Genomic DNA, 22,437 nt, shown 5'->3' on the forward strand with positions numbered 1-22,437 from the left:
CACATCCCCATTCACGACCAACCATGACTCGTTTCTTTCTTTTCTGCTGGATCGCACTGGCCCCGCTCTGGGTACTGGGACAAAGCACCCTGCCCTATGATCTGAGCGCTAAGCCAATCGAGCTGTTCCCGTCGTCACCCGCTTCGGTGTCGGGACTGGTGGCCTTTACCGGGCAGCCGGTGGCGCTGTCAGCAACGGCCTACACCGATGCCGGCAGCGATGCTCTGTCGGCCGAGCTGCAACCGGCCGTACTGCTTCAGGGCGGGCGCTTCTACGTCAACTGGACGGGAGAGCAGACCCGACAAATAGCGCAGGAGCGCCCCCAACTGTACCTCATTGTTCGGGCGGGTGGGACCGCGATTCAGGCGGGGTACATCCGCTTACGGTACGGTCAGGTACCGCTCGTGCCTGGCAGTCCGTTGTCGATCAACGTGGCCACGATTACCCGGGCTGATATCAACCAGATCCGCGACAGCCTTCGGGTAGCGGTGCAGGGCTCGTCGTCGATTGCCCAGGGGGCGGCGGTGTCGGCCCAGCAAAGTGCGACGGACGCCCAGCAGGCCCGCGCAACGGCGCAGGGAGCCGCCACCACGGCGCAGAACTCCCAGACCGCCGCAGCCGCATCGGCTAGTAGTGCCCAGACCTCGGCAGGTAACGCCCAGACGGCCGCGACCAGCGCCAGTGTGTCGGCGGGGCAGGCCTCGACCGCGGCAACGACCGCAACGACGGCCGCTACACAGGCGCAGGGCTACGCCGCGAATGCCGGTACCAGCGCAACCAGTGCGGGTACGTCCGCGACCAATGCCGCCGCCAGTGCGGGCGTGGCCACGACCCAGGCGCAGAACTACGTCGTATCGGCGTCGGCCGTGAGCGGTACGTACACGATCGATTGCAGCCTGCGCGATAACCAGACCCATTACCTCACGCTGACGGGTAATGCAACGCTGTCGCTGACCAACATGGTTGCGGGCAAAAACATCTACCTGCGCGTCGTGCAGGGTGGGGTGGGGTCGTTCACGCTGGCGTTTCCGGGATCGGTGACTTTCCCCGGTGCCGCCGCCATCGATTGGAACACCACGCCCGGCACTGTCAACACTTTCTCACTGAACTGCTATTCGTCGGCGGGTGCCGATGGCTGGTACACGAAGCAATAACATGAAAAAGCTCCTTCTCTTTCTTCTCCTGCCTCTGCTGGCCGTGGCTCAGCTACCCCGGCTCCCGCAGCAGGGCCAGTTCACCCCGTCGTTCGTTCTGGACCTGACCAAAGGGACCCTACCCTCGTCGTTTACCTGCACCCGGGCTGGCACAGCTACCCGGTTCAACGCTCTGGGCCAACTTGAGACCGTAGCCGCCAACGCACCCCGGTTCGACTACGACCCGACTACGTACCAGAATATGAATCTCATCGCCCCGTCCGAAGACTATAGTGGTGGCATTTGGTCGCGGACGGGTTCAACGGTGTCACAAACCGCGGTTACGGCGCCAATTGCTGCCAGCGTGACGCTGCTAACGGAAACAACCGCGACAAGCGGGCATACTTTGACCGGCTCTAATGTCAGCACGGCCATTTGTACCTTTTCGATTTATGCGAAAGCGGCGGGCCGGAATTTCCTGTGGCTCTACTTTGGTGGGTATTCCGGCGGATCAACCTGGTTCGACCTGGCGAGTGGAACAGCCGTAAATGTCGAAGGCAACGTAACAGCGGCGATCGTCAATCTGGGCGACGGATGGTATCGCTGCTCAATCACGAAGAAAAACGCCCAAAACCACAGTTCGGTGGCGGCGAATCTGGCCAACAGCAGCACGGCTACCAGCTACACCGGGGACGGGGTTTCAGGCATCCTGTTAACGGGCGCACAGCTCGAAACGGGCACAGTGGTCGGTCCCTACACAAAGACAACCACCCTTCCCGTTACCACAACAACTCTCGCCACGTTGAAGGGGCTGCTCATTGAAGACAGCCGCACCAATTTTGTTCGCAATTCAGAAATGGTCGGGGCGGTCACAGGAACACCGGGTACGCTGCCGACAAACTGGGCTATAGATCAGGCTTACGGAAGTAGCACCGTACGGAGCCGGGTGGCAGTCGTTTCTGAACTAGGAATTACCTGCGTCGATATCGGGCTTTCTGGGACCACGACCACAGGTAATTATCTACTTGTCAATCCCAACGGCGCAAATTATCCGTGCACAGTGGGTCAGCGGCTAACATTTAGTGTCTATGTCAGGCTGGCAGGTGGGGCAATGGGTATCGGAGCAAAATGTGGTGTGCAGGCCCAATTTTTTGATTCGGGTAACGCGCAACTATCCAGTAACAATTCAACGGAAATCGATGTACCAACGGGGTTGACCAAGCTCAGCTATACCACAGGCGCAGCCCCGGCCAATGCGACATCGTGTAGGTTTTGGATTTACTTCACGGGGGCACAGCCAACAACGGTCTACACGTTCGCGTTGCGGTTTGGAGCGCCTCAGGTCGAGGTAGGTTCGTTTCCATCATCGTATATCCCCACGACGGGCTCGAGTGTTCAGCGCAACGCGGATTTTGTTCAAACCAGTACCCTCAACTGGTTCAACCCGAAGCAGGGTACCATCGTTACCGAAATTCTGACGCCCATAGCGGCCAACACCACCAGCAATCAGGGCATTTTCAGTATCAATACGGGTACCGCCACGCCACGTATTGACTGCCGGTACCCGTTTACGTTTTTTCTCAACACAACGAGCATCAGCAACGGCACCGGCCTAGCCAGTACCATTCAGCGAGTCTCGACAAGCTATCGTAGTACCAACTACATGGCCGTGTCGGTTGGGGGGGGTGTCCCGACCACAGCTACCCCTGCTACGTATCCGACCGGCTTGAACCGCCTCCAACTCGGCACCCTCGACGGCGGGGCAAGCAACGCCCTAAACGGCCACGTCCGACGGCTCTATTACTACCCAACTGTAGTGCCCACCCCCTACTTCCGCAAAGTCAGCCAATAGCTCGCTAGCCCAGCTTCTTCACTTTCTCATGTCAACTACCAACACTATGCGTCGTTTCCTCTTTGCCATCGCTCTCGGTCTGCTGGCCTTCACCGCCTACGCCCAAGATCCCGCTGCCCGCCGGGTCTATCAGATCAACTCCCATGTCTTTGTCTGCGCCACAACCACCGATGACTGCCGGATGCGCGAGGGTGGTATGGGCGTCGACTTCTCCAGTGCGACGAACCAGGTCGTGATTCGCTCGGTACTCGATAACCTGGAGTACCGGCTGTTGCCCAGCCAGTTCCTCAACCAGGCCGGCACGGCCTACGGGGCAACGCTGACCGCCGCCCGGACAGCCTGGGAGGCTCATTTGCAGACCACGGGGGCCAATGCCTTCGGCACCAACGCACCGACGCTGGTCGACTATACCACGACGAGTTCAATCGCGACGACCGGGGCTGTCGGGTTCCTGATCGAAAACATGGGCACGGCCTCGACCACGCTGACCTACGGCGGGCTGAGCTACACGCTTCAGCCAGGGGATCAGCGTCAGTTCAGCGCCCAGCCTGACCCGTCGACCAACCGGCTCAACCCGCTGCTCGCCCTCACCGTCGTGGGAACGGCCTCGGCCCCGCTACGCGTGCTCACCTTCCGGATTCAGTAATCACTACACTACACTACTATTATGACTCGTTTTGTGCTCTCGGTCTGCGGCCTGCTTCTGGCTTCCCTGACCTACGCCCAGGTTAAAGTCGGTGGATCGGCCAGTAACGCTGCCCTGACCCAAAAAGCCAATCTGGCCGGTGGTAACGCCTGGACCGGCGATCAGTCCGTGAATGGCAGTTTTAGCCAGCCTTTTGAGAACGTTTCGTTAAGCGTGGGCAATAACCGGGATGTCGGCTTTACGAAGAAGATCGGCTCGAACGGTATGCTAACCTACGGGCTAAACAACTCGTTGGTTATTGGGCAGTCGTCGGCAGCCGATGTTGGAGCCAGCAACACGTTCACGCAGCGGCTGCTGCTCGACAATACCGGCAAGTTGACCCTACCCACGGGTGGCCTCGATATCAATGGGGGCCTGGGGATTCGGCTCCAAGCCGATAATAGCAGCGTGACGCTGTTTAACGACAACTTTGGGCTTATTAAAAAGCTCGGCGATCCGGCGGGGGCGCTGGCGGTCTCGGGGACCAACCCGCTTCGTTTCGTTCGGCTCTCAGGCTCGACCATCAGCGGCAACGTGAACTCCTCGACGGCTACCGAGCTGATGCAGTTCAACTCAGCCAACAACATGGGCGTCGGCATGGCGGGCAGCACGAAGTACAAAGTGGCGATCAACGGCTCGGCGATCTATCAGCCTTACGCCTTCCCGGCCACGCCCACCGTGTCAGACGTACCCTCGGGGTCGGCGGTATTCGGCACCGTGGCAGGCGCGTCCAATGCCGGTTTTTTCTACAACGACGGGACGACGGTACGCGATCTGCTGGCCGAGAAAGCCACGGCCCGGCAGGTGTACTATAACACCAACGTATCGGGTAGTCTGACCATCGACGCTTCGCTTTACCGCGACGTCTTCATTACGCTGACGGGCAACGTCACCAGCTTCTCGATCATCAACATGACGATGGGGCAGTCGGTCTACCTGCGGGCCGAGCAGGGCGGTACCGGCGGCTATACAATCACCTTCCCAACGACGCTCCGCTTCCCCGGCGGGGCCGACGTGGACTGGCATACGACGGCTGGCAACGCCAACACGTTCAGTTTCATGCCGTACTCGACGACGAATGCCGACGCTTTTTATACCAAACAGTAACCCGTTTTCATCCCCCAATCACTATGCTACGTTATCTGATTCTTTTCGCCTTCGCGCTCCTGACTGCTCCGAGCCTACAGGCTCAATCGACCTCGCTGGACAACATCGAGATGCCGCCCCAGCTGATCAATGGGGATACGGTACGCCGTTCCCTGCTGATCTCGGACATGAACATCGAGCGGCTCGACTTCCGCAATAAGTGGGCCGTGCTGCTGGTCGACGTGCTGCACTACACGCTGGAGAAAGAAGCGCGCGTGGCCACGACGGACTCGCTGGGTAACGCGCTGACCTACGACACACTTGTCGTCAAACGCCCCTACGAAAAGGGGTTCGCCTTCGGCTCGAACGGCATTATCCGTTACCGGCTGGAGGTCCGTAACGATCGGTTTATGGACGTAACGACGGGGCGGGCTGTGACCGACACCACGCCGGAAGCCGATCGCATCCGGGAGTTCGACTTCTTCCGGCTCCTGATGCAGCCGGAATCGAAAGGGGGCCTGCACATGGGTCTGGAAGAACTGATCATGAACCGCTTCGGTCTGTACGTCGCCGAGGGGGCTTTTGATACGAACGAATACCGCTACCGTTAAGCCGTTATCGTTATGGTTCTGTCACAGACTCAACTCGCTCAGATGTGCGGCTCGGCCTCCCGGGCCGCGCTCTACGCCGATCCGATCAATGCGGCGCTGGCCGAGGGCAAGATCCTCTCTCCTACCGCCACGGCCCATTTTATGGCGCAGGTCCTGCACGAAAGCTGGGATTTGACGCGGACGTACGAAAACCTGAATTACAAACCCGAAGCGGCACTGGCCACGTTTAATCAGAATCGAATTCGGATCACGCCGGCACAGGCGCAATTGTACTGCCGCACCGCCGCCCACAAGGCCAATCAAGAAGCGATCGCTAACCTGGTCTACGCGGGCATGAGTGGTAACGGCAACGTAGCCAGCGGCGACGGCTGGCGCTACCGGGGCCGGGGTGGGATTCAGCTCACGCTGAAAGACAATTACGCCGCAGCGGGCAAGGCCCTTGGTCTTAACCTGGTGGGGCAACCCGATCTGGCGGCCCAACCCGACATCTGGCCACGCGTCGCGGTGTGGTACTGGAACAGCCGGGGCCTGACGGCGATCGCCGAAACCGACAAGGTCGGGGTGGTCGAAGACGATGACGACGTGTGTTTACTGATCCGCCGCCGCGTCAACGGGGGTAAGATCGGGTTCACGGAAACGCTGGAGAAACTGGCGCTGTGTAAGCGCGTGCTCCACCTCAATTAACTATTTGTTGTTTCGTTCGGACAGCCTGTCGACGCTTGTTGGCAGGCTGTTTTGTGTCTAGACGGGGGGTATAATGTCCATTTTCTCTGTACAAAACGAAACGAACCCACTGATGATCAGCAAACAGCTACCCCAAAGGCTGGGGTATAATTCACACTTTTTTTGTACAAAAAACGCCCCCACCAGCGGCAGGAGCGTTTTCAAACTATCAGAAGAACTGTGTTTGACACAGTTTACTTGTAGGCCTGGTTTTTCACCAGTCTAAGGTCATTCAGTTCGGGTAGGTCCAGGACGCAGTCGGCCGGGATGGTACCGCGCCGAATCCAGTTCGTTACCACGTGTGTCGTGACGCCGTAGCGTTCAGCGTACCGTTTGATGGTCAGCCACTCGTCCAGATTCACGGTACTGACCGGTAGCCCAGCTTCGCGGGCTAATTGAATACTGGCGTCGGATTCGCGCTCGAAGCGCTCGTAAGTGTCGTTGTGGTTCACGGTTTGGTCGCTCGTAGTCATAGTTGTATGAAGGTAAGGGGGCTTGCGCCCCCGTGGTTATTCGTCGTCGGGAATTTCTTTTTTGAGGTCTTCCACTATTCGTTTGTGTTTGATGTAGCGGTTGAGCCATTTACTTTCTTGGTTCTGGGCCTCTAATTCGTAGTAGTATTTGTCGAGCTGGTCTTTGGCAAAATCCCGCTGCGCTGAGTGGGTTTTGATAAGCTGGTCAATTTGTTTCCGTGTCATGTTCTTCTGATGTATTACTCTGTAAAGGTACGCACTGTTCCGTTACGGAACAAACAATACAGCAATTATTTTGCTCTTTTTTTCTAATTATTTTTTGACTTCCCGGAATTACGCTACTTTTGGGACATGAAAACGTTCGTACAACGCCCGCAACATCAACGGCAACCCGCAATTTCGGGGCTGGGATGTTATTGGCTATAGCGAACTATAGGCATTATCAGAAAAGCCCCGTTTCACGACGGGGCTTTTTTTTGTTTCAGGGTGGTAGTTCAGTTGGTTAGAATTCGCGCTTTGGGAGCGTGAGGTCGCCGGTTCGAGTCCGGCTCACCCTACCAGTACAAATGGCTTAATGGTGTAATGGATAGCATGACTGTCTTCGGAACAGTTGGTTGGGGTTCGAGTCCCTGTTAGGCTACCAATAGTACAGGTATTTGTAGATTTACAAATGATAAAAACGGCTTTTTGGCCTCACTGGGGCCTTTTTAGCGGTTTCATTTGTAAATCTACAAATGCAACAATCGGGTGTAGCTCAATCGGTAGAGCGTCGGATTTTGGTTCCGAAGGTTGGGGGTTCGAGCCCCTCCACCCGGTCGCAGTCGTTATATCAACGGTTAGATTATCGCATTGTGGATGCGAAGATTCGGGTTCGAGTCCCGGACGGCTGACCATTTTAGTTACATCAACTTACTAGGTATGGTAAATCCATTCTCAGAAGCAATTGCATGAAACTCTTGTTTTTTTGTCGGATTATTTCTGAACATCTTTTCTAGCCGCTCACCCAACCAGCGAGAATACTTTTCTCGTGTATACATATCACAAATTGCCTTTACCGTTTCAAGTTTCAATGAATAATTTTCTACATAATAAGCGATCATATCAGCTCTTGGCTGTATTAAAGAGTACCAAGTTTTTAATTTATCTTGCTCTATAGCAATTTTAAAAATCACATCACCGAATCCATTCGCAGACAGCGCCATATGTGTCGATTCATCAGTTGGCCTGTAATCATCAAAATGATAAAAAATGTGTTTATTGGCCTCCTCTATTTCATTGTAAGGTATTAATCTATTTCTCAATAAAGCGCCATAGACAATAAAGCCCATATATTTATTCTCTATAATTCTATTACGCCATATTTCTCTCACTTCAGAAGAAGTATAATTAAAATAATTTATTTTATCTGGAGACTTATAAATTAACTCCAGATCAAGTTCGCTTTTACGAACAAAATCAATTATTGTCTCTCCGGTATTTGAATTACAATTCTTCATTACACTTTCAACCAGATATTCAAATCCAAAGCTACCTGTATTGAAGCTGGGGAAACTATTATATTCCTCTAAAATGCTGAACAACTCAATCCAGAAAGACTCCATATCCGCCAATACAACTGACTCATCAATTAATTTTACCAATGGTGTAATATCTGAGTTTGGCGGAGTAATTGATTCATCAAAATGTCTTCTGAATTTTTCTAACAATGTTTCTTTGCCGCCTTCGACTGTAATTTTATAAATATTGCTTTTAATAAAACTCCATAGAGCATCTACATGGTAATAATCAATGTTATTTGATTTGAAATGAGCACAATCGTTTCTTCTGTCTTTCCAGTATCTGACTTGCTGCCGTATATCCTCGTTAATATTAAATATCGCAGCACTACTATTAACCAATTCTTCAAATACAGCTCTTTCCCAGTGTTCATCTTTTCTTAAATCACTGATTATTTTATCCCAGCGGCTTTGCGGTACATATGGAAGATTAGGCTTTGTTGATTTGATAATTACCTCTTTAACAACCGTAAAAAAACCAAGGTAACTGAACATCAGTGCAGCTCTATAAGCTCCATTTTTGTAGCAGATGAACGATTCACCGAATAACGACGAAACATTGTTACTGAAACGCTGTTGTCCAGCCCATTCTTCAAAGAACAGTTTCATTGGTGTCTGATAGGAAGCGGTTTGAATCGGGAAATTATCAAAAACCCGAAGCAATGGCTCCCATGTGCACCGTAATTAATTGAGCGGAGGCAGCAGGGGTCGAACCTGCAAGGGTGTGATCCTCGGCGGTTTTCAAGACCGCTTCCGTCGCCGGCTATCGGATTGTACCTCCAGTACTGGGCAGAGGGACGGGGAGTCGAACCCCGAAGCCGGTTTCCCGACTACAGATTAGCAGTCTGCCGCCTTACCATTCGGCACACCCCTCTATGTGGTGGATCCTCTGCGGCTCGAACGCAGGACCGGCTCATTATGAGTGAGCTGCTCTAACCAGCTGAGCTAAGAATCCATTGGCGGTCTATACGGGATTCGAACCCGTGATCTTCGCCGTGACAGGGCGACGGGGACGGCCTGGCTCCCCTAATAGACCAATTGTATTTCGTGTGACCGGAGGGGCTCGAACCCCCGACTCCCATATTAAAAGTATGGTACTCTAACCAACTGAGTTACGATCACGTGTACTTGGCGTGGGTTGCCGGGATCGAACCGGCGACGACCGAATTAACAGTTCGGTGCTCTACCAACTGAGCTAAACCCCCGTAAACAAAAAGCCCTCGGCCTGTAGCAGACCGAGGGCTTTTCTTAATGGTTTATCTTAATGTTAACCCAAAGCGAAGCCGGTCTGCCAGAGGCAGGTCTTATCCGAACTATTCTTTGAATTAACTATGAAGTGCATGACGTATCCGGCCTAATGCCGGGGTTTGTGTGACAAAAGTAGTACAATGTCCTGCGATCACAAGCGATAGCAGGATTTTTTTCTAGTGGAACCGACTGGATTCGAACCAGCATATCCAGATTTTCAGTCTGGCGCCTTGACCAACTCGGCCACAGTTCCGTTGAGTCCGGTACCTGATTCGAACAGGTGATTGGATCGCTTTGCAGGCGAGTGCGTTGGACCAGGCTCCGCCAACCGGACAACTTTATGGTGAGGGTGACAGGATACGAGCCTGCTCAGCATGATGCAACGGTTTTACAGACCGCCCCGACTCTCCCACTTCGGCGCACCCCCATGTATGTTTTTGCACGCCCTGAGAGATTCGAACTCCCGTCGTCGGTTTTGGAGACCGGTATCCTACCACTGGACGAAGGACGCGTATGGGCACAAAAAAAGCCCGCCTGTAAGAACAAGCGGGCTTTCATGTACCAAAGTCTTTGAAACCTACAGGCACAGGTTGTCCGCTTGCTCGACTGAGCAATACGAACTAAACCAGAATTGGCCTTGCGTTTTCATATGGCAAAAGTAGAGAGAGTTTTCAGCATCCCCAATAGCTGATAAATTTTTATTCGGGCGAGTCTGGGCTAGGCGCAATAGCGCTCATTTGGGCAAACAACTCTTCCCGTGCCAGATACAACGTCATCTGCATTGGTGACGAATTACCGTCGACAAAGGGACTCCTGGTCGACGATAGAAACGGCAAGTTGGCCACTACGTATGTACCTGAATCCTCAGGTTTCTCCCGGCATTCGATCTGGAAAACAGCTCCGTATTCGAACCGGCCCCCAAAGGCATAATCCATCTCGACCCAGTGAGGCGGCATCAATTCTCGATACGTTTGCCGGTCGGCGGTTTCGTAGACCATCGTCAATAAGCGCACTTCGGGTTTGAGCATTCGCGCGTTGCTTTCCATCCTGCTTTCGTGAATTCGACTATTACAACTAAAACATAAATTTACTTTTTTTACTTTCAATAGTCAATATTTGTAACATAACGCTACCAACTCCATTCCTATATGCATTCACTCCCGTTGGCTCATACGCTCGTCTACATTCGTTTAGTCCCCCGAAATCGATTACGAATTCCTTTCTTCGGCTCGCTGGTCAAAGCTGGCTTTCCCTCCCCCGCGTCAGATTATATCGAGCGGGTGTGTGATCTGAACGACCTCTGCATTCACAACGCCGAGGCTACGTACTTCGTGAGGGTGGATGGGGACAGTATGATTGACGAACACATCATGCCGGGCGACATCATGGTAGTCGATTGTTCATTAGAGACAGTGAACGGCCGGATCGTCGTCGCTTGGTACAACGGCGCGCATACTGTCAAACGGCTTCGTACCGCGCCGCCACTGATCGTATTGGAACCTGCGAATGAGAAGTATGAGCCTATCTATATTCAACCTGGCGACGATTTCAAGCTGTTTGGCGTCGTTACGTTCGTCATTCACAAAACAACCTAACCATGCTGTCACTTGTGGATTGCAACAACTATTACGCGAGTTGCGAGCGGGCGTTTAACCCGGCCCTGGATCATCAACCCGTTGGCGTGCTGTCAAACAATGATGGCTGTCTCATCGCCCGGTCCAATGAATTAAAAGCGCTGGGCGTGAAAATAGGGACGCCTCACTTCCAGCTGAAGGAGCTGATCGACGCGCATAACGTTAAAATCTTCAGCAGTAATTACACGCTGTACGGCGACATGTCGGCGCGCGTAATGGCCACGCTGGGTCGGTTTGTCGAGAATGTCGAAGTGTATTCGATCGACGAAGCGTTCATGGATCTGGCCGGCTACGAATCGGCTTATCCTGATCTAATCAGCTTCGCTCAGCAGGTACGTTCGACGGTATTGCAATGGACGCGCATACCCGTTTCGGTTGGATTAGCGCCCACGAAAACACTTTGTAAAGTGGCTAACTGGTACGCTAAACGTCAGGCTGAACATAATGGCGTATTGCTACTCGATAGCCCGGCGCAAATCACCGCTACACTAGATGACTTCGCCATTGATGATTTATGGGGCATCGGCTGGCGGTACGCGGGGATGCTGAAACGAAACGGCATCCGCACGGCGGCACAACTGGCTGCGCTCCCGGATGACTGGATCAACGCGAAGTTGACCGTGAATGGGCTCCGCCTGGCTTACGAACTGCGGGGTACGCCCTGTAAATTACTGGAGGTGGAAGCACCCGCGAAAAAGGCGATCTGCACAGCCCCCAGTTTCGGACGGGGCGTACCTGATCTGGACACGATCAGCCAGGCACTAACGACACATCTGGGGCGGGCAGCCGAAAAGCTACGGAGGCAGGATTCGTGTGCTTCATCGTTCACGGTCTTTCTGCACACGAACCGGCACAAGCGATCCCCTAACCCTAACGGTGAACTGGCTAAGCAGTATTATGGGGCGCAGTCAGTGGATCTCCCTCATCCGACGGCCAGCACAATGGAGTTGGTTGGTTACGCCTTGGCGGCGTTGAAAAAGGTATTCCGGTTTGGCTACGAATACCAGAAAGTGGGTATCATGTTGACGGGCCTGGTCCCTGCGGAACACTGCCAGACCGACTTATTCCGCAACGTACCTGATGGGCGCATGGCTAAACTATCGGCTACGGTCGATAAGCTCAATCAGCGCCATGGCCGCGACCGGGTCAGACTGGCGGCCGCTGGGTATGATCCGTCATGGCATCACAAACGGCAGTGGATGTCGCCGCTTTACACAACGAATTGGAAGGACATTTTGGGAGCGAAGTAATAAGATTGATAATCTTCCACTTAATAAAACTTAGTTTTATCAAACATCAACCTAAGACTGATAAGTCGAATAAAGTGGTGACTAAATATCCTTTACTCGCTCTTTCTTCAACCCAGGCGTCTAAGTAAGCCTGATTCAATTCTACATTAATAATTGCGCAAAGTTCTTCTCCAGCTTTAGTAAAAGCGTGATTTATAAATTGTATTGCTTGCAGTGATGAACCATTTGTACGAGTAATAGTACAAGCTTTATTACCTAAAGGAATAAGAACGCCCTCGAAAGTACCATTTGGGCCTATAGTATCAGACCTCTGGTCAAATTGAACTGTAGTTTCACTACTATGAACTAACTTCAATTCTCCAAGTAGCATAATATCTGAGTAATTGATACCAAATCGCGAAAGGTCCCTGTTGTTCATTTGATAAACAAACCTATGCTGAGTTGCCAAGGCACACATACGTTCAAAAACAATAGCCTCTTCTCTTGACATAGTGCTAAGCACATCTAATAATCGGATGCTTGCTGATTTTGGCTTAGCTATCTCAGTTGCAAGAATACGAGCCCATAAATCTTGCATATCTTTTTCTGACACATCTTGTACATGATTGAAGAATCGAGTACGCCAATCCGGACTTACAGGCTCTTCACTAACCGCTTCTGGCAAATAAGCATATGCCTTTTCAGCGACAGCTTCTATATTCTGTTGCCTTTTAACTTCTTGCTGAACAAGACGTTGTGCTGCTCTTTTGGCAATCTCATCATCTGCACCTGCCAGAATCAGTTTACGTCTAGCTTCAGCATTAGCTAGAACCTCCATCTTATAGGCCTCAGCGTCAGCTTCATTACGAATAGCCCTAGGTTTGTAGAGTGTACCAATTCCATTTGAGACGACTTCTATAAACTTGTCGAACGGCACTAGCTTGATGTCCATATGATGAAATTATTAAAGGATGGCTTTTAGTGTTTTGAATCGCTCTTCCAATGTCATTGGACCGTAATGGCTATTTGTTTCAGAAAATAGCTTGCCCACATTGGTAAGGAAGTCTTTGTCCGAGTCGTCACCATTGTGTAGAAAGAACAAGGCTACGATATCCGCTATCACGTGTAGTTTAATTTCTTGGATCTTATTCAAAGTAACGAACGGAATGTTCGCATCGCGTTGCCATAACACGCGGATTTCTTCGTAGAGATCACGCCAGGTCTTGATAAGATCTATGCCTTCAATTCGCGTAAAATCGTCTGACACTTTTTCCATAAGATCAATCCTGTCATCGATCTGAGACAGCAAATCGGAAACGTTCTTGAACTTGAAAAGTTGACATCCAAAGTTATTTGGCGATACAGGGTCGTCGCCTTTGGGAGTTGATTGGCTACTCATCGTATCTTTTATGGGCAACAATAATATTTAACTGACCGTCGTCTCGAACTCAAAATAGATACATTCTTCAGTTTCCTTCTGGAAACGAAAGATCACGTCGCCATCTCGTAGTAGGGGTTTGCATTTGTAGGGGATTAGCACCACGTCTTCACGATCACCGCCCTCATCGATATATTCTTGCAGGGCGTCAACGACTTCACCCGTATTCCGGTACGTATCATTCTGATCCGTGCCCATCGTCTGTTTCAGGTGCGTATAATTGGAAACAAAAACGGTTTTTAGCATACTGGTTTTAGATTTAAAAGAGTGTTATGTTCTGCTTATAAGGACAGCCAGCGCAGACTGATCAGGGCGCCAATAACTAGTACATCTGAATCACAGCTCTTACGGAATCACGCCTAAGGCCCTTCCCAAGTTTATAACAAAGCTACTGATCGAGGCAATCTTCGACCCAGAGTCAAGTAATTGTTTGATAGCTGTTTTAGGAATCCGGCCGGTCTCAATGCCTGCCTGCACGTCGTCTACGCAATCGACTATATCCTGCCGTTGTGAATCTGTTACTATGGGATCATTACTGACCGCCTTTCTAATATTTTCCAGCAGTTGCTTGGTTGCACTTTCCGCCTGCTGACTGATCGTGGTATTTGTGGAGCCAATCACAATGTTGGCATTTGTGCTGTGACTGATTTGGTAGTTAGTGTTGTGATTGACGATTGGGGTTCCTTTCTGGGCGAACGATGTTCCTTCAACAAATTCAATACCCTGACTTTTTAGCCTCACTGGCTGATAAGAACCGAATTGTTGTTCTCTGACGATGAGGTTTTCTTCTATTAATCTGTCAATTAATGTTTGTGCCTCATCAGTATCTATCGAAATTCCTTGAGTGTCAAATAAGTCGACAGGATTACCATGCCGCCCAGGCTGCTCGTAGAGCAACCGGAGCAACAGATCGAGTTGTTCGGATTGTTTCATTTAGTCAATTAGATTTGACCGTGATATTAACTCAAAAGTGATAATCATATAGTTAACGTAAGCAACTTTTCGACGATTTTGCCTACAAACGGTAGACATGGATAAACTCTCGGCTGGACTGACCGGTATAGCAGGTGAATATTTTGTGGCCGCGGAGTTGTCGCGGCGCGGCTGGATGGCCTCGATCACGCTACGAAATAACGATAGCATCGACATTCACGCCTCCAGCCTAGTCAATGAAAGATTGTTATCTATTCAAGTAAAGACGACGCAGGTTAAAGCCCGGAGGTGGCCGCTTAACGTCAAGGCTGAGCAGCGGTATTCCGACAATCACTTCTACGTCTTCGTGCACTTAAAGGAGTTAGTCCAGCGACCCGATTATTTCATCGTTCCGAGTGAAGTGGTGGCCAGAACAGTGCGGGAAACACATCAGCTTTGGCTTGATACACTAGGCCGGAAGGGACAGGCGCACAACGACTCAGCTATGCGGGTATTTACCGATATGGACGGCATATTTCTGGAACGCTGGGACTTGCTCGATCTATAACACCTAGGCAAAATCAGATAGCTCTTTCGGGCCTTTATCAAGCCAAAGGTATTCGGGTGCTCCTTCGCAACAGGCTTGCTGGTAGGTTTCACTGGCCTGTTGCTCTGTCAGCGAGGCGGGGCCAAGCACAATTGCGTATTCGTCGCCACCGGTTTCCACTTCTTCAATGGCAACGCCCTGGTCGGCGTATCGTTGCTGAAAATACCGGATGGTATCCACGATCACCGACCAGGTGGGTTGACTCCGCCAGTCCCACGAATGCACGGCTAAAGGTTGCTGGGTATGAATGTAGTACATGGCGGTATTGAATTAGGCTTTTTGATACGAGACCTTCAGCACGACCATGTCGCCGCCCCGGTAGCTGCCATCGTTAATCTTCTTCACCAACACGTCGAGTTGCTGATTGGCCCAATCAGGAATGAATTTATCGGGCGTGTCGATCATGATCTTGGGGTAGTTGTAGAGCGAACGACCCAAACCAAACTGCACAGCGCAGCGTTTCATGGCATCCGAAATACCGCCTTTCACCGGCTCAATGTCGGTGCGGCTGGCCCCGTCCATTTTGGCGAGCTGAACGGCTGGTGTAGCGTCGGTTGCTGGCACCGTGACGGTGATCTTGCAAAGGAACCCACCCTGTATTTCGGTAATCTCATTCTGCCAGTTCTGCCAGCCAAACTGCCGGTCGAACCGCTCCATTACAGTCCGGTTGGTCAAGTAAGGGACCACGATCAGTTTACCGGTCTTGGTCTGCATCTGCACCCGCCATTCGATCTCTTCAGGCTGGATCGGCTGGGTCATTACCTCCAGGGCATTCGTTGTCTGTTCCATGATTACTAAGCTAGGATACTACTTAAATATACGCATAAATAGCCTCATTTTCAAGCAAATAAGCCGTTTATGGGCCGTACTGCTGATAGATTTTGTCTATCCAAATCTTAATACCTTTCAGCGTTTTACCACCGCCGATCGGGCTATTCTGGCTGGCCCAGTGCGCTTGCTGGTACCGCTGCCGGATGGCCGAAGCGAGTGGGCCGACGTCTTCCATCGTCAGCCGTTGTTGCTCGTGCTGGGGCAGAGTCAACAGCTTCTCGACGGCTTTGTCGATATACCAGTCACCACGTCCCATATCGCGCAGCGGGTAAGCAATCCACTGGCCACTTTTGCGAAACCAGTATTGATACTGCTGCTTAAGGCCACTACCGATTGTAAGCCGCACGTACCAGTCGGAGGTGATGCGTTCGGTTTCGCCAGGCTGAGGGGGAACAGGAGGAAACATAAACATGGGTTTTGCGCCGTATCGATAAAGGTCTTCTTCCGAATACAGCCTTGTCAGTACCTTAACGAATTCGCGGTAACGTTTCCACAGGTTGCGGCCTTGCGAATAGTAGGATCGACCACAGACGGTTAGGGTACACGAGTAGTAGATATCGCCGTAGTCTGGCGTCAGTTCGACACCGACCTTGATGTCCCAATTGTGCATCCGCTGTATCTGCCAGAGGTCCGTTTCGTATTGCTTGAGCAGCTCGTCCATGCTTACTGAATAGCAACAGTCTGCGCCCGGGCCGAATAGCCAAACTGGCTATTGATCTCGTTCCGGTCCAGACTGATGTACGTTTGAGACTTCCAGGGGAAACAGATATCAGGTATTCCTGCCTTTTCAGCGGCAGGGGCCAAATGCCAATCGGGTCCATAGTCGGTACCAACACACATGGCAAGGCGGCCATTTGGCCGTTTGTCCGAAGGCATCATCTCGTTGATAATCTGCTGAATCAGACTCGCCTTAAACGTTTCCATCTGCTCGGCCGTAATCGTAGCCTGTGCTTGGATGGTTGGCTGTGCTGTCAGCAAAAAAAGCATTGGGTTGTCATCACCGTTGTCTTTGTTGAGCGGCTTTTGCAACTGAGCGGCCCAAAGGTCAGCGACGATTGTAGCGGCTTTACGGATATGTTCCTCGGTCGGTTGGAGCGTGTTCATTTCGCATGATTTTGTTTGTGGAACTGAATAAGGTCGGCGTAATACGAAATGCCATTGGGACCTAGCTGGCCGTGTTGCGTTAGGTGATCCGCTAAGGCATCGTATTCGGCAACTGTCGACGCCTTGGTATTAAGGTGCACCAGGGCGGCCGTGTAGCCCTCAGTTTCAGCGATGTGTTTTGTGAGTTCGTCCATGAGGAGCTTAGTTATAAGCGTTTGTTTTGAATGATATAGATGCAGTTGTCCTCTTTGGCCAGTGACCGGCTGTAGAGCCAGTCGGCCGCCACGATCCGGTGCTGGTGCGTACTCAAGACCGGTTTGCAGGCGTGGGTAAGTTGGTTGCCGACGTGGATGTACGTTTCGACTGACTTCATCAGCAGCCCTTCGTCGACGCCCCAATAGTTGCCGTAGCCCGATATGGACTGGTCCAGGTGCGTGGCCCAGCAGGCGACGACCACCTGCGGCTCGTAGTAAGCGACGGCCTCCAGGGCTTCGAGCTTCTGTACGTCGGTACCGTACCTGACCAGAGGTTGCCCCATAGCGGCGTACTGGGCAACAACAGTCTTGTTAGTACCGTCCTGCAGGTAGGAATCGGTCAGGGGAAGGCCGAGTGCCCGACCGGTGGCGCCGTTACCGGAAGCAACTTCAATAGCGATGCGATCGCCGATTTCGTCGCGCAGGAACTGAATCAGTTCGGTGGTTGGGAGTTGATACAGGGCGTTTTTGAGACAGAAATACGACAGGTATTCCTGCTTGAAGCGGCTCAGCTCGGCGGCTGGTACCGCGACCAGCTTCCCGTCGGGCATTAGGAGTTGCTCCAGTTCAGCGGGGTAATTCACGGCCCAGGCGGGGAGCACACGGGCGGGGGATGGCGAGGGGATGTTCATGGGGATGTTGATTAGAGAGTAAGCTGTAAGGTGCCTAGTTCTTCCAGGCAGACGAAACGCGTGGCCCCTATGGTCATATCGATTCGGCGGTGGTGATGGCCGAAAATCCAGAGTTGGGGCTGATGCTGTTCGAGCATAGCTTGCAGGCCTTGGCTGGTGCGGCTCTTTCCTTGTATATCGAGGGCGTCGCGGTAAACGGACAGCGGGCAGTCGTGGCTCACCATGATCTGCGGCCTGACCCGTTCGTAGTCGTTCATAGCCTGGTAGAACTGGGGAATCGTCAGCTCTTCGTCACGCCACCAGTCGCGGTCCTCGACCCGAACCGACCGGTCGATGCTCTCAGCGCCCCGCACCCAAAACAGGCATTGATCTTCCTGTATGTCGAAGCCCCAGTCGCCCAGGCTGTGTGCGGCCGCCAAATAAGCCGTATCGTCGTGGTTGCCGAACAGTACTTTGTGCTGGTCAGGATTGAGGTAGTTACTGTGCCAGGTATGGTGTTTGGTAAACCCGAAGTCGCCGACTTGAATAGAGCGATCGGGCTTGTGAGTCTGGAGCAGTTTCCAGTATTGATTCACCTGGCCATGCACGTCGCCGATAAACAGTAGTTTCATTATTCGTTGGTGATATCGCAGATCCGACCGTTAGGCAAGCGCAGATAGAGATGGACTTGATCGTATTTCGGAAAGCAGCTGGACGCCTGCTCGCGGCGCCGGTGGGCCAGCTCCTCCCAGTTCTGGATTTGCTCCCCCTGCACAGCCATCGTGACTAATACCTCAGCCTTCCCGGATGCACAGCCAATGACGAAATAGGTAGGCTTGTTAGTGATGGCGAGTTGTTGCAGCAGCGCGTCGAGCGTAGTGGGTTTCGGAGTACGGAGCTTTGACATTGGTGTTCGGTTTATTTAGCCCGTTGCTTCAGCAGTTTGCGACGCACTTTTGCTGCCTCACTCAGGTCAGACAGACTTACCCCATCCCGGCGTCGGGCTGCCGGATTACGCGTGTAATACTCGATACCATCGCTGATCAGTTGGGCGGCCGTAGTCAGGCCTGTGCGGTTAGCCGGTTTCATACCTTCTTTGCTTCGCGGGCGCTGGCCCCATAAGCGTTTTAGCTCGACAGATCGATTGCTCTTAAGAGCAACTGTATTTACATAAGTGAAGGAAATAACCCAGGAAGGCACCCTCAGCTTCATCAGGAGACCAGGGATCAACTATATCTGGATACGGCTCTACTTCATAGCCCCAGTCCATCGGCGTCAGCAAATCGCGTTTTTCGGTGAAGAGCATCCGTTCATCGGCAACTTTGATCGATGGGTGTACCGGGTAGGTAAACCCCAGCTTTTGCGCGATCGCCGTCATGGCCAGCGTTTCCAAGTGCTCGTAATACATCAGGGCTGGGATTCGCTTAACGGGCCGGGACAGGTCGGTCAGATAGGCTTCGGAGGCGTCGTGCAGCAGCGCCGCCAGTTTATGTTCTGGGTCTACTTGACGACTAACCAGAACGCTGTGCTGAGCCACTGAATAGAACTGGCGGGTATGACCCGTAAAGCGGCAGATATTGCTCAGGGCATGGGCAATGTCCTCAATGTCGATGTCATCGGGCCGGGGGTCGATGGGGTAATAGCGTTTCCCGGTGTAGGTCTGGATGTAGGGGCCAGTGCGTGTCGTTTCGTTCATGGGTATAGTGCGCTAAGCGCGTTATGAGGGTTGCCAGTTGATGACGCGATCAATAAATTCCTGATTGTATAAATTGAGCCGATCGGGTTTGTGGAAACGACTTTGGGTTTTCTGGTACCAACGGATCTTGCACAACACCGCGACGTCAACAAGACAATAAAACCGGCTGTGCACGTTGTACTTCTCAGCCAGCCACTTGGGGCCGGCAAAGTGGGTTTTGATAGCTTCACGGAAATAGTAACCTAAGCTGTTACATTCATTGATTCCGTGCTGATACTGACGAATCCAGGCATCCATTTCGTCAGACGTTAGCAGGTACTGCGGCCAGTTGCGATGGATACTGACAGTTTCGGCCATCCAGTGAAAATACCCCTCGCGCGTTCGGATTGCCGTATCGTCGGTCACTACGATACGCTCCGTAGTATTCGCCCGAAACAGCCGCTCCGCCTCCAGTACTTTCTGCTCAGCAAAGCCTAGATCGTAGCGATCCGCATACTGCTGCATACCTAGTTCCATACACCGGGCCAGCTCGGGAGCGACTAGTTTGTAGCGGGCCAAGAGTTCGGCTCCAAGCGCGGGGTTCTGTGCCAGAGTCATCATATAGGTACATGTCGTGCTTAGACAGGCATCGCCGCGGCCAGACTTTCGGCCATTGCTTTCGGGATGAGCGGGTGAACGGAATTGCCGATGAACTTCTTGGCTTTGGTCGTGGAGCGGCCTAGTTTGTAGCTGCTCGGAAATCCTTGTATCCGCTTGAGTTCGGGCACTTTAAGCATCCGCATTTTGATATCGACAATGCCCAGCGCCGCCATCAGGATTTTGATCTTCTGGGTCATGGGGCTATCGCTCGGATAGATCACGATGGCCAGCTCGCCGCCCTCGCCCGAATCGGGCTGGATCTGCACCAGGTAGTGATGCGTACCCGTCAGCAGTGCCGGCGCGGGCTCGTCGACGCTTCGGGGTACGTTGGCGTGCAGGTTGGTCATCAGCATCCGCTCGCAGCGGATCATCGACAGCGGCGACTTATCCTGACGGGCGACGATTACGGGTGCTGGTTCGGTCAGGTCAGTGCTGTGGCCGAACCAGCCGGGGTTGTAGATAAACCCCTCGGCCCCGATCGGGGTAACAAGCCGTTGCTTGGGAATCGTGGTGAGTGCCGTCGTGGGTTCGTTCAGCGACTCGTCCTGCCCGCCCCCGCTGTAGTAGTTGACCATGTACTGCTCGGCCCGCACCAGGTTCAGCTTCGGGTTCTGGGTCACGGTAGCCGCCGGGCCGTCGATCGACGCGGGCTGGCTTGCCCCGTACTGCTGATCCATGAAGTGGTGCACCTGCACCAGTGACAGCCGATCTTTCGTCGTCAGCGTCCCGGCAGGCCCGTCCACCCCCGTCGTCTGCCCCCCGCCACTGTAGTAATTGGACAGGAAGTTGACCCGCACCAGCGCGCAGCGGTTTTCGGTCGTCAGTGTCGAGCAGGGCTCGTCCAGACTCATGTTGCGCGATTCCGGTTTACCTCCGTAGTATTTCGAGATAAAGGCCTGCACCACTTCCAGATTGCCCCCAGTCGTGGTAATGGTCCGCGCCGGGTCATCGATGGATGAGGTACGTCCGGCCGGGTTGCGACCCTCGACGTCGTTTTGGCGTTGCACCAGAAACGAGGCCTTGACCAGCGCGTGGCTGTCGGCCGTCGTCAGCGCCCCGGCTGGTCCCCACAGGTCGATGTTCTTGGAATCGGGATCGCCACTGTAGTACTTGCTCAGGAACGCCTCCTCGCCGCCGGCAACGTGTTTGACAAGGCCCGCGTAGATGCGCTCCAGACTTTTTTCGACCAGATCGTGACGGTCCTGTTTCCGCAGCGCCATGTTGTATTTGCGTCCGAAAATGCTGTGCCCCTCGTCGTCGAAGTCGAGTACGTCCCGAACCGCTCGCCAGGGTTGCAGGTTACCGAACAGCGTCGTTTGCCCAGCACCTTTGCCCGTTTTGGTGCTGCGTTTCGCGTGGGTGGGCTGTGGCCAGGCGACCGGCACATTGGGACGATTGAAAATGGCGAAGAAGCGGTTGCGCGACGTGTAGCCTCCGAAGTCGGCCGCGTTGAGCATCTTCGAGTCGAAGTGATAGCCCAGTTCCTTGATCTGGCGGAGCCACTGCTGATAGAATTGGCCCTTGGTGCGGCTCTCCGGCTGCCAGTGGTAGTCCCAGATTTTTTCCTTCTTGTGCCAGACCATCTCGCAGACGGGCGCTTTATGGCCTTCAAAGGTGTGTTTTCGATTGACCTTGGCGATCATCGGCCCCCAGGCCATGAACTCACGCACGTTCTCAATCGTGAAGTAATCGGGTTTGATCGCACGCAGGTACATCGGCATGAAGTTGGCCAGCGACCGGCTATCGGGATCGCGCGGCTTTCCCCCCTTCGCATTTGAGAAATTGGTGCACTCCAGACTGGCGTGGAACAACACTTTGGCGTTGGGGTAGCGTAGCTTCAACTCCTGCACGATGGCCCGGATGCGGCGCGGCAACGACTTATCACGAACATCCTCGACGAAATGCACCGTTTCCGGGTGGTTGTCTTTATGCGCTTTGATCGCATCATGATCGTGATTGACGCCGACGCCGACGATCGCAATCCGGTAGCCCAGGGCATCAACCGCCTGCTCAATGCCTTCGGTCCAGCCACCGGCGCCACAGAAGCTATCGATGACAATTAGCTTAATCCGAAGCGGATCAATTGGTATCGCCTTACTTATGCACATGGTATGA

29 protein-coding genes and 14 tRNA genes are annotated in these 22,437 nt (G+C 52.9%); 13 read left to right on the plus strand and 30 right to left on the minus strand.

Annotation, left to right across the window (positions count from 1 at the left end; translation table 11 throughout):
- The first annotated feature begins 23 nt into the window (after positions 1-23).
- Genes FAES_RS29225 through FAES_RS20590 form a run of 6 tightly spaced genes read left to right on the plus strand, consistent with a single transcriptional unit; the run spans position 24 to position 6,051 of the window.
- Positions 24-1,154: a hypothetical protein gene (locus FAES_RS29225; RefSeq protein ID WP_015333122.1), complete on the plus strand. Its 1,131-nt coding sequence runs from the start codon at positions 24-26 to the stop codon at positions 1,152-1,154.
- A gap of 1 nt (position 1,155) precedes the next feature.
- Positions 1,156-2,985 carry a phage head spike fiber domain-containing protein gene (locus FAES_RS20570; RefSeq protein WP_041258235.1) on the plus strand — a complete coding sequence of 610 codons (1,830 nt, stop codon included), beginning with the start codon at positions 1,156-1,158 and terminating at the stop codon, positions 2,983-2,985.
- 46 nt (positions 2,986-3,031) lie between these two features.
- Positions 3,032-3,631 (plus strand): hypothetical protein, encoded by a 600-nt coding sequence (locus tag FAES_RS20575; protein WP_041258236.1) that lies wholly within the window; start codon positions 3,032-3,034, stop codon positions 3,629-3,631.
- A gap of 21 nt (positions 3,632-3,652) precedes the next feature.
- Positions 3,653-4,777: a hypothetical protein gene (locus FAES_RS20580; protein ID WP_015333125.1), complete on the plus strand. Its 1,125-nt coding sequence runs from the start codon at positions 3,653-3,655 to the stop codon at positions 4,775-4,777.
- A 23-nt stretch (positions 4,778-4,800) separates the two neighbouring features.
- Positions 4,801-5,367 carry a hypothetical protein gene (locus tag FAES_RS20585; RefSeq protein ID WP_015333126.1) on the plus strand — a complete coding sequence of 189 codons (567 nt, stop codon included), beginning with the start codon at positions 4,801-4,803 and terminating at the stop codon, positions 5,365-5,367.
- A gap of 12 nt (positions 5,368-5,379) precedes the next feature.
- Positions 5,380-6,051, plus strand: coding sequence for a glycoside hydrolase family 19 protein (locus tag FAES_RS20590; protein WP_015333127.1), 672 nt, complete (start codon positions 5,380-5,382; stop codon positions 6,049-6,051).
- Positions 6,052-6,284: 233 nt separating this feature from the next.
- On the opposite strand, the gene FAES_RS20595 is transcribed toward FAES_RS20590, so the two are convergent.
- Together FAES_RS20595 and FAES_RS20600 are read right to left on the minus strand one after the other, a co-directional pair.
- Positions 6,285-6,563 carry a hypothetical protein gene (locus FAES_RS20595; RefSeq protein WP_015333129.1) on the minus strand — a complete coding sequence of 93 codons (279 nt, stop codon included), beginning with the start codon at positions 6,561-6,563 and terminating at the stop codon, positions 6,285-6,287.
- 36 nt (positions 6,564-6,599) lie between these two features.
- Positions 6,600-6,788, minus strand: coding sequence for a hypothetical protein (locus FAES_RS20600; protein ID WP_015333130.1), 189 nt, complete (start codon positions 6,786-6,788; stop codon positions 6,600-6,602).
- A gap of 258 nt (positions 6,789-7,046) precedes the next feature.
- Here FAES_RS20600 and FAES_RS20605 point away from each other — a divergent pair.
- From FAES_RS20605 to FAES_RS20620, 4 genes are all read left to right on the plus strand, one after another.
- Positions 7,047-7,123 (plus strand) — tRNA-Pro (locus tag FAES_RS20605).
- An 8-nt stretch (positions 7,124-7,131) separates the two neighbouring features.
- Positions 7,132-7,206: transfer RNA gene (locus tag FAES_RS20610), tRNA-Arg, on the plus strand.
- Positions 7,207-7,306: 100 nt separating this feature from the next.
- Positions 7,307-7,379, plus strand: a tRNA-Gln gene (locus FAES_RS20615).
- A gap of 2 nt (positions 7,380-7,381) precedes the next feature.
- Positions 7,382-7,456, plus strand: a tRNA-His gene (locus FAES_RS20620).
- Between the two features lie 6 nt (positions 7,457-7,462).
- Here the strand turns inward: FAES_RS20620 and FAES_RS20625 are convergent.
- From FAES_RS20625 to FAES_RS20670, 12 genes are all read right to left on the minus strand, one after another.
- Positions 7,463-8,728: a hypothetical protein gene (locus FAES_RS20625; protein ID WP_041258238.1), complete on the minus strand. Its 1,266-nt coding sequence runs from the start codon at positions 8,726-8,728 to the stop codon at positions 7,463-7,465.
- Positions 8,729-8,812: 84 nt separating this feature from the next.
- Positions 8,813-8,900: transfer RNA gene (locus FAES_RS30190), tRNA-Ser, on the minus strand.
- Between the two features lie 9 nt (positions 8,901-8,909).
- Positions 8,910-8,994: transfer RNA gene (locus FAES_RS20630), tRNA-Ser, on the minus strand.
- 3 nt (positions 8,995-8,997) lie between these two features.
- Positions 8,998-9,074, minus strand: a tRNA-Ile gene (locus FAES_RS20635).
- Between the two features lie 2 nt (positions 9,075-9,076).
- Positions 9,077-9,155 (minus strand) — tRNA-Asp (locus FAES_RS20640).
- A 12-nt stretch (positions 9,156-9,167) separates the two neighbouring features.
- Positions 9,168-9,241, minus strand: a tRNA-Lys gene (locus FAES_RS20645).
- Between the two features lie 7 nt (positions 9,242-9,248).
- A tRNA-Asn gene (locus tag FAES_RS20650) sits at positions 9,249-9,324 on the minus strand.
- 223 nt (positions 9,325-9,547) lie between these two features.
- Positions 9,548-9,620: transfer RNA gene (locus FAES_RS20655), tRNA-Phe, on the minus strand.
- A 4-nt stretch (positions 9,621-9,624) separates the two neighbouring features.
- A tRNA-Cys gene (locus tag FAES_RS20660) sits at positions 9,625-9,701 on the minus strand.
- A gap of 7 nt (positions 9,702-9,708) precedes the next feature.
- Positions 9,709-9,794 (minus strand) — tRNA-Tyr (locus tag FAES_RS30195).
- A gap of 13 nt (positions 9,795-9,807) precedes the next feature.
- Positions 9,808-9,878: transfer RNA gene (locus FAES_RS20665), tRNA-Trp, on the minus strand.
- A gap of 187 nt (positions 9,879-10,065) precedes the next feature.
- Positions 10,066-10,395 (minus strand): hypothetical protein, encoded by a 330-nt coding sequence (locus FAES_RS20670; protein WP_041258240.1) that lies wholly within the window; start codon positions 10,393-10,395, stop codon positions 10,066-10,068.
- 120 nt (positions 10,396-10,515) lie between these two features.
- Here FAES_RS20670 and FAES_RS20675 point away from each other — a divergent pair, with 120 nt between their 5' ends.
- Both FAES_RS20675 and FAES_RS20680 read left to right on the plus strand, forming a co-directional pair.
- Complete coding sequence (locus tag FAES_RS20675) at positions 10,516-10,962, plus strand: LexA family protein (RefSeq protein WP_051054230.1); 447 nt, start codon at positions 10,516-10,518, stop codon at positions 10,960-10,962.
- Positions 10,963-10,964: 2 nt separating this feature from the next.
- Positions 10,965-12,251, plus strand: coding sequence for a Y-family DNA polymerase (locus FAES_RS20680; RefSeq protein WP_015333133.1), 1,287 nt, complete (start codon positions 10,965-10,967; stop codon positions 12,249-12,251).
- Between the two features lie 46 nt (positions 12,252-12,297).
- Here the strand turns inward: FAES_RS20680 and FAES_RS29230 are convergent, their stop codons facing one another.
- The 4 genes from FAES_RS29230 to FAES_RS20700 form a co-directional block, all read right to left on the minus strand.
- Positions 12,298-13,182, minus strand: a complete 885-nt coding sequence (locus FAES_RS29230; protein WP_051054233.1) for a DUF2806 domain-containing protein — start codon at positions 13,180-13,182, stop codon at positions 12,298-12,300.
- A 12-nt stretch (positions 13,183-13,194) separates the two neighbouring features.
- Positions 13,195-13,629, minus strand: a complete 435-nt coding sequence (locus FAES_RS20690; protein ID WP_041258241.1) for a hypothetical protein — start codon at positions 13,627-13,629, stop codon at positions 13,195-13,197.
- 27 nt (positions 13,630-13,656) lie between these two features.
- Complete coding sequence (locus FAES_RS20695; protein ID WP_015333134.1) at positions 13,657-13,914, minus strand: hypothetical protein; 258 nt, start codon at positions 13,912-13,914, stop codon at positions 13,657-13,659.
- Positions 13,915-14,013: 99 nt separating this feature from the next.
- On the minus strand, positions 14,014-14,601 hold the full coding sequence (locus FAES_RS20700) for a hypothetical protein (RefSeq protein WP_015333135.1): 588 nt from the start codon (positions 14,599-14,601) through the stop codon (positions 14,014-14,016).
- Between the two features lie 97 nt (positions 14,602-14,698).
- On the opposite strand from FAES_RS20700, the gene FAES_RS20705 reads away from it, so the two are divergent.
- Positions 14,699-15,148: a hypothetical protein gene (locus FAES_RS20705; RefSeq protein ID WP_041258243.1), complete on the plus strand. Its 450-nt coding sequence runs from the start codon at positions 14,699-14,701 to the stop codon at positions 15,146-15,148.
- Positions 15,149-15,151: 3 nt separating this feature from the next.
- On the opposite strand, the gene FAES_RS20710 is transcribed toward FAES_RS20705, so the two are convergent.
- The 12 genes from FAES_RS20710 to FAES_RS29235 all read right to left on the minus strand — a co-directional run bounded on the left by FAES_RS20710 (position 15,152) and on the right by FAES_RS29235 (position 22,430).
- Positions 15,152-15,445: a hypothetical protein gene (locus FAES_RS20710; RefSeq protein ID WP_015333136.1), complete on the minus strand. Its 294-nt coding sequence runs from the start codon at positions 15,443-15,445 to the stop codon at positions 15,152-15,154.
- 12 nt (positions 15,446-15,457) lie between these two features.
- Positions 15,458-15,976, minus strand: coding sequence for a Rad52/Rad22 family DNA repair protein (locus tag FAES_RS20715; protein ID WP_015333137.1), 519 nt, complete (start codon positions 15,974-15,976; stop codon positions 15,458-15,460).
- Between the two features lie 67 nt (positions 15,977-16,043).
- A complete protein-coding gene (locus FAES_RS20720) occupies positions 16,044-16,679 on the minus strand; it encodes a hypothetical protein (RefSeq protein ID WP_015333138.1) in 636 nt (211 codons plus the stop codon).
- 2 nt (positions 16,680-16,681) lie between these two features.
- The gene (locus FAES_RS20725) at positions 16,682-17,122 is read right to left on the minus strand and encodes a hypothetical protein (RefSeq protein ID WP_015333139.1); all 441 of its coding nucleotides are present in this window, start codon (positions 17,120-17,122) and stop codon (positions 16,682-16,684) included.
- Positions 17,119-17,316 carry a hypothetical protein gene (locus FAES_RS20730; RefSeq protein ID WP_041258245.1) on the minus strand — a complete coding sequence of 66 codons (198 nt, stop codon included), beginning with the start codon at positions 17,314-17,316 and terminating at the stop codon, positions 17,119-17,121. Before FAES_RS20730 ends, FAES_RS20725 begins: the two co-directional genes overlap by 4 nt.
- An 11-nt stretch (positions 17,317-17,327) precedes the next feature.
- Positions 17,328-18,008, minus strand: a complete 681-nt coding sequence (locus FAES_RS20735) for a hypothetical protein (RefSeq protein ID WP_015333140.1) — start codon at positions 18,006-18,008, stop codon at positions 17,328-17,330.
- Between the two features lie 11 nt (positions 18,009-18,019).
- Positions 18,020-18,619 (minus strand): metallophosphoesterase family protein, encoded by a 600-nt coding sequence (locus FAES_RS20740; protein WP_015333141.1) that lies wholly within the window; start codon positions 18,617-18,619, stop codon positions 18,020-18,022.
- Positions 18,619-18,894 carry a hypothetical protein gene (locus FAES_RS20745; RefSeq protein ID WP_015333142.1) on the minus strand — a complete coding sequence of 92 codons (276 nt, stop codon included), beginning with the start codon at positions 18,892-18,894 and terminating at the stop codon, positions 18,619-18,621. Before FAES_RS20745 ends, FAES_RS20740 begins: the two co-directional genes overlap by 1 nt.
- An 11-nt stretch (positions 18,895-18,905) precedes the next feature.
- A complete protein-coding gene (locus FAES_RS30445) occupies positions 18,906-19,076 on the minus strand; it encodes a hypothetical protein (protein WP_158408800.1) in 171 nt (56 codons plus the stop codon).
- Between the two features lie 61 nt (positions 19,077-19,137).
- Positions 19,138-19,683: a hypothetical protein gene (locus FAES_RS20750; RefSeq protein ID WP_015333144.1), complete on the minus strand. Its 546-nt coding sequence runs from the start codon at positions 19,681-19,683 to the stop codon at positions 19,138-19,140.
- A 21-nt stretch (positions 19,684-19,704) separates the two neighbouring features.
- Positions 19,705-20,283 (minus strand): hypothetical protein, encoded by a 579-nt coding sequence (locus FAES_RS20755; protein WP_015333145.1) that lies wholly within the window; start codon positions 20,281-20,283, stop codon positions 19,705-19,707.
- Between the two features lie 17 nt (positions 20,284-20,300).
- Positions 20,301-22,430, minus strand: coding sequence for a DNA cytosine methyltransferase (locus FAES_RS29235; RefSeq protein WP_015333146.1), 2,130 nt, complete (start codon positions 22,428-22,430; stop codon positions 20,301-20,303).
- Positions 22,431-22,437: the final 7 nt, after the last annotated feature.

Source organism: Fibrella aestuarina BUZ 2 (assembly GCF_000331105.1).
Classification (GTDB): Bacteria; Bacteroidota; Bacteroidia; order Cytophagales; family Spirosomataceae; genus Fibrella; species Fibrella aestuarina.

Excerpts from the sequence above, each read along its gene's own strand:
- FAES_RS20710 (WP_015333136.1), bottom strand. The coding sequence starts at position 15,445 with ATGTACTACATTCATACCCAGCAACCTTTAGCCGTGCATTCGTGGGAC.
- FAES_RS20580 (WP_015333125.1), top strand. The coding sequence starts at position 3,653 with ATGACTCGTTTTGTGCTCTCGGTCTGCGGCCTGCTTCTGGCTTCCCTG.
- FAES_RS20585 (WP_015333126.1), top strand. The coding sequence starts at position 4,801 with ATGCTACGTTATCTGATTCTTTTCGCCTTCGCGCTCCTGACTGCTCCG.
- FAES_RS20740 (WP_015333141.1), bottom strand. The coding sequence starts at position 18,619 with ATGAAACTACTGTTTATCGGCGACGTGCATGGCCAGGTGAATCAATAC.
- FAES_RS29235 (WP_015333146.1), bottom strand. The coding sequence starts at position 22,430 with ATGTGCATAAGTAAGGCGATACCAATTGATCCGCTTCGGATTAAGCTA.
- FAES_RS20670 (WP_041258240.1), bottom strand. The coding sequence starts at position 10,395 with ATGCTCAAACCCGAAGTGCGCTTATTGACGATGGTCTACGAAACCGCC.
- FAES_RS20755 (WP_015333145.1), bottom strand. The coding sequence starts at position 20,283 with ATGATGACTCTGGCACAGAACCCCGCGCTTGGAGCCGAACTCTTGGCC.
- FAES_RS20715 (WP_015333137.1), bottom strand. The coding sequence starts at position 15,976 with ATGGAACAGACAACGAATGCCCTGGAGGTAATGACCCAGCCGATCCAG.
- FAES_RS29230 (WP_051054233.1), bottom strand. The coding sequence starts at position 13,182 with ATGGACATCAAGCTAGTGCCGTTCGACAAGTTTATAGAAGTCGTCTCA.
- FAES_RS20705 (WP_041258243.1), top strand. The coding sequence starts at position 14,699 with ATGGATAAACTCTCGGCTGGACTGACCGGTATAGCAGGTGAATATTTT.
- FAES_RS20700 (WP_015333135.1), bottom strand. The coding sequence starts at position 14,601 with ATGAAACAATCCGAACAACTCGATCTGTTGCTCCGGTTGCTCTACGAG.
- FAES_RS20695 (WP_015333134.1), bottom strand. The coding sequence starts at position 13,914 with ATGCTAAAAACCGTTTTTGTTTCCAATTATACGCACCTGAAACAGACG.
- FAES_RS20675 (WP_051054230.1), top strand. The coding sequence starts at position 10,516 with ATGCATTCACTCCCGTTGGCTCATACGCTCGTCTACATTCGTTTAGTC.
- FAES_RS20600 (WP_015333130.1), bottom strand. The coding sequence starts at position 6,788 with ATGACACGGAAACAAATTGACCAGCTTATCAAAACCCACTCAGCGCAG.
- FAES_RS29225 (WP_015333122.1), top strand. The coding sequence starts at position 24 with ATGACTCGTTTCTTTCTTTTCTGCTGGATCGCACTGGCCCCGCTCTGG.
- FAES_RS20725 (WP_015333139.1), bottom strand. The coding sequence starts at position 17,122 with ATGAACACGCTCCAACCGACCGAGGAACATATCCGTAAAGCCGCTACA.
- FAES_RS20680 (WP_015333133.1), top strand. The coding sequence starts at position 10,965 with ATGCTGTCACTTGTGGATTGCAACAACTATTACGCGAGTTGCGAGCGG.
- FAES_RS20570 (WP_041258235.1), top strand. The coding sequence starts at position 1,156 with ATGAAAAAGCTCCTTCTCTTTCTTCTCCTGCCTCTGCTGGCCGTGGCT.
- FAES_RS20750 (WP_015333144.1), bottom strand. The coding sequence starts at position 19,683 with ATGAACGAAACGACACGCACTGGCCCCTACATCCAGACCTACACCGGG.
- FAES_RS20745 (WP_015333142.1), bottom strand. The coding sequence starts at position 18,894 with ATGTCAAAGCTCCGTACTCCGAAACCCACTACGCTCGACGCGCTGCTG.
- FAES_RS20625 (WP_041258238.1), bottom strand. The coding sequence starts at position 8,728 with ATGAAACTGTTCTTTGAAGAATGGGCTGGACAACAGCGTTTCAGTAAC.
- FAES_RS20595 (WP_015333129.1), bottom strand. The coding sequence starts at position 6,563 with ATGACTACGAGCGACCAAACCGTGAACCACAACGACACTTACGAGCGC.
- FAES_RS20575 (WP_041258236.1), top strand. The coding sequence starts at position 3,032 with ATGCGTCGTTTCCTCTTTGCCATCGCTCTCGGTCTGCTGGCCTTCACC.
- FAES_RS30445 (WP_158408800.1), bottom strand. The coding sequence starts at position 19,076 with ATGAAACCGGCTAACCGCACAGGCCTGACTACGGCCGCCCAACTGATC.
- FAES_RS20730 (WP_041258245.1), bottom strand. The coding sequence starts at position 17,316 with ATGGACGAACTCACAAAACACATCGCTGAAACTGAGGGCTACACGGCC.
- FAES_RS20735 (WP_015333140.1), bottom strand. The coding sequence starts at position 18,008 with ATGAACATCCCCTCGCCATCCCCCGCCCGTGTGCTCCCCGCCTGGGCC.
- FAES_RS20590 (WP_015333127.1), top strand. The coding sequence starts at position 5,380 with ATGGTTCTGTCACAGACTCAACTCGCTCAGATGTGCGGCTCGGCCTCC.
- FAES_RS20690 (WP_041258241.1), bottom strand. The coding sequence starts at position 13,629 with ATGAGTAGCCAATCAACTCCCAAAGGCGACGACCCTGTATCGCCAAAT.
- FAES_RS20720 (WP_015333138.1), bottom strand. The coding sequence starts at position 16,679 with ATGGACGAGCTGCTCAAGCAATACGAAACGGACCTCTGGCAGATACAG.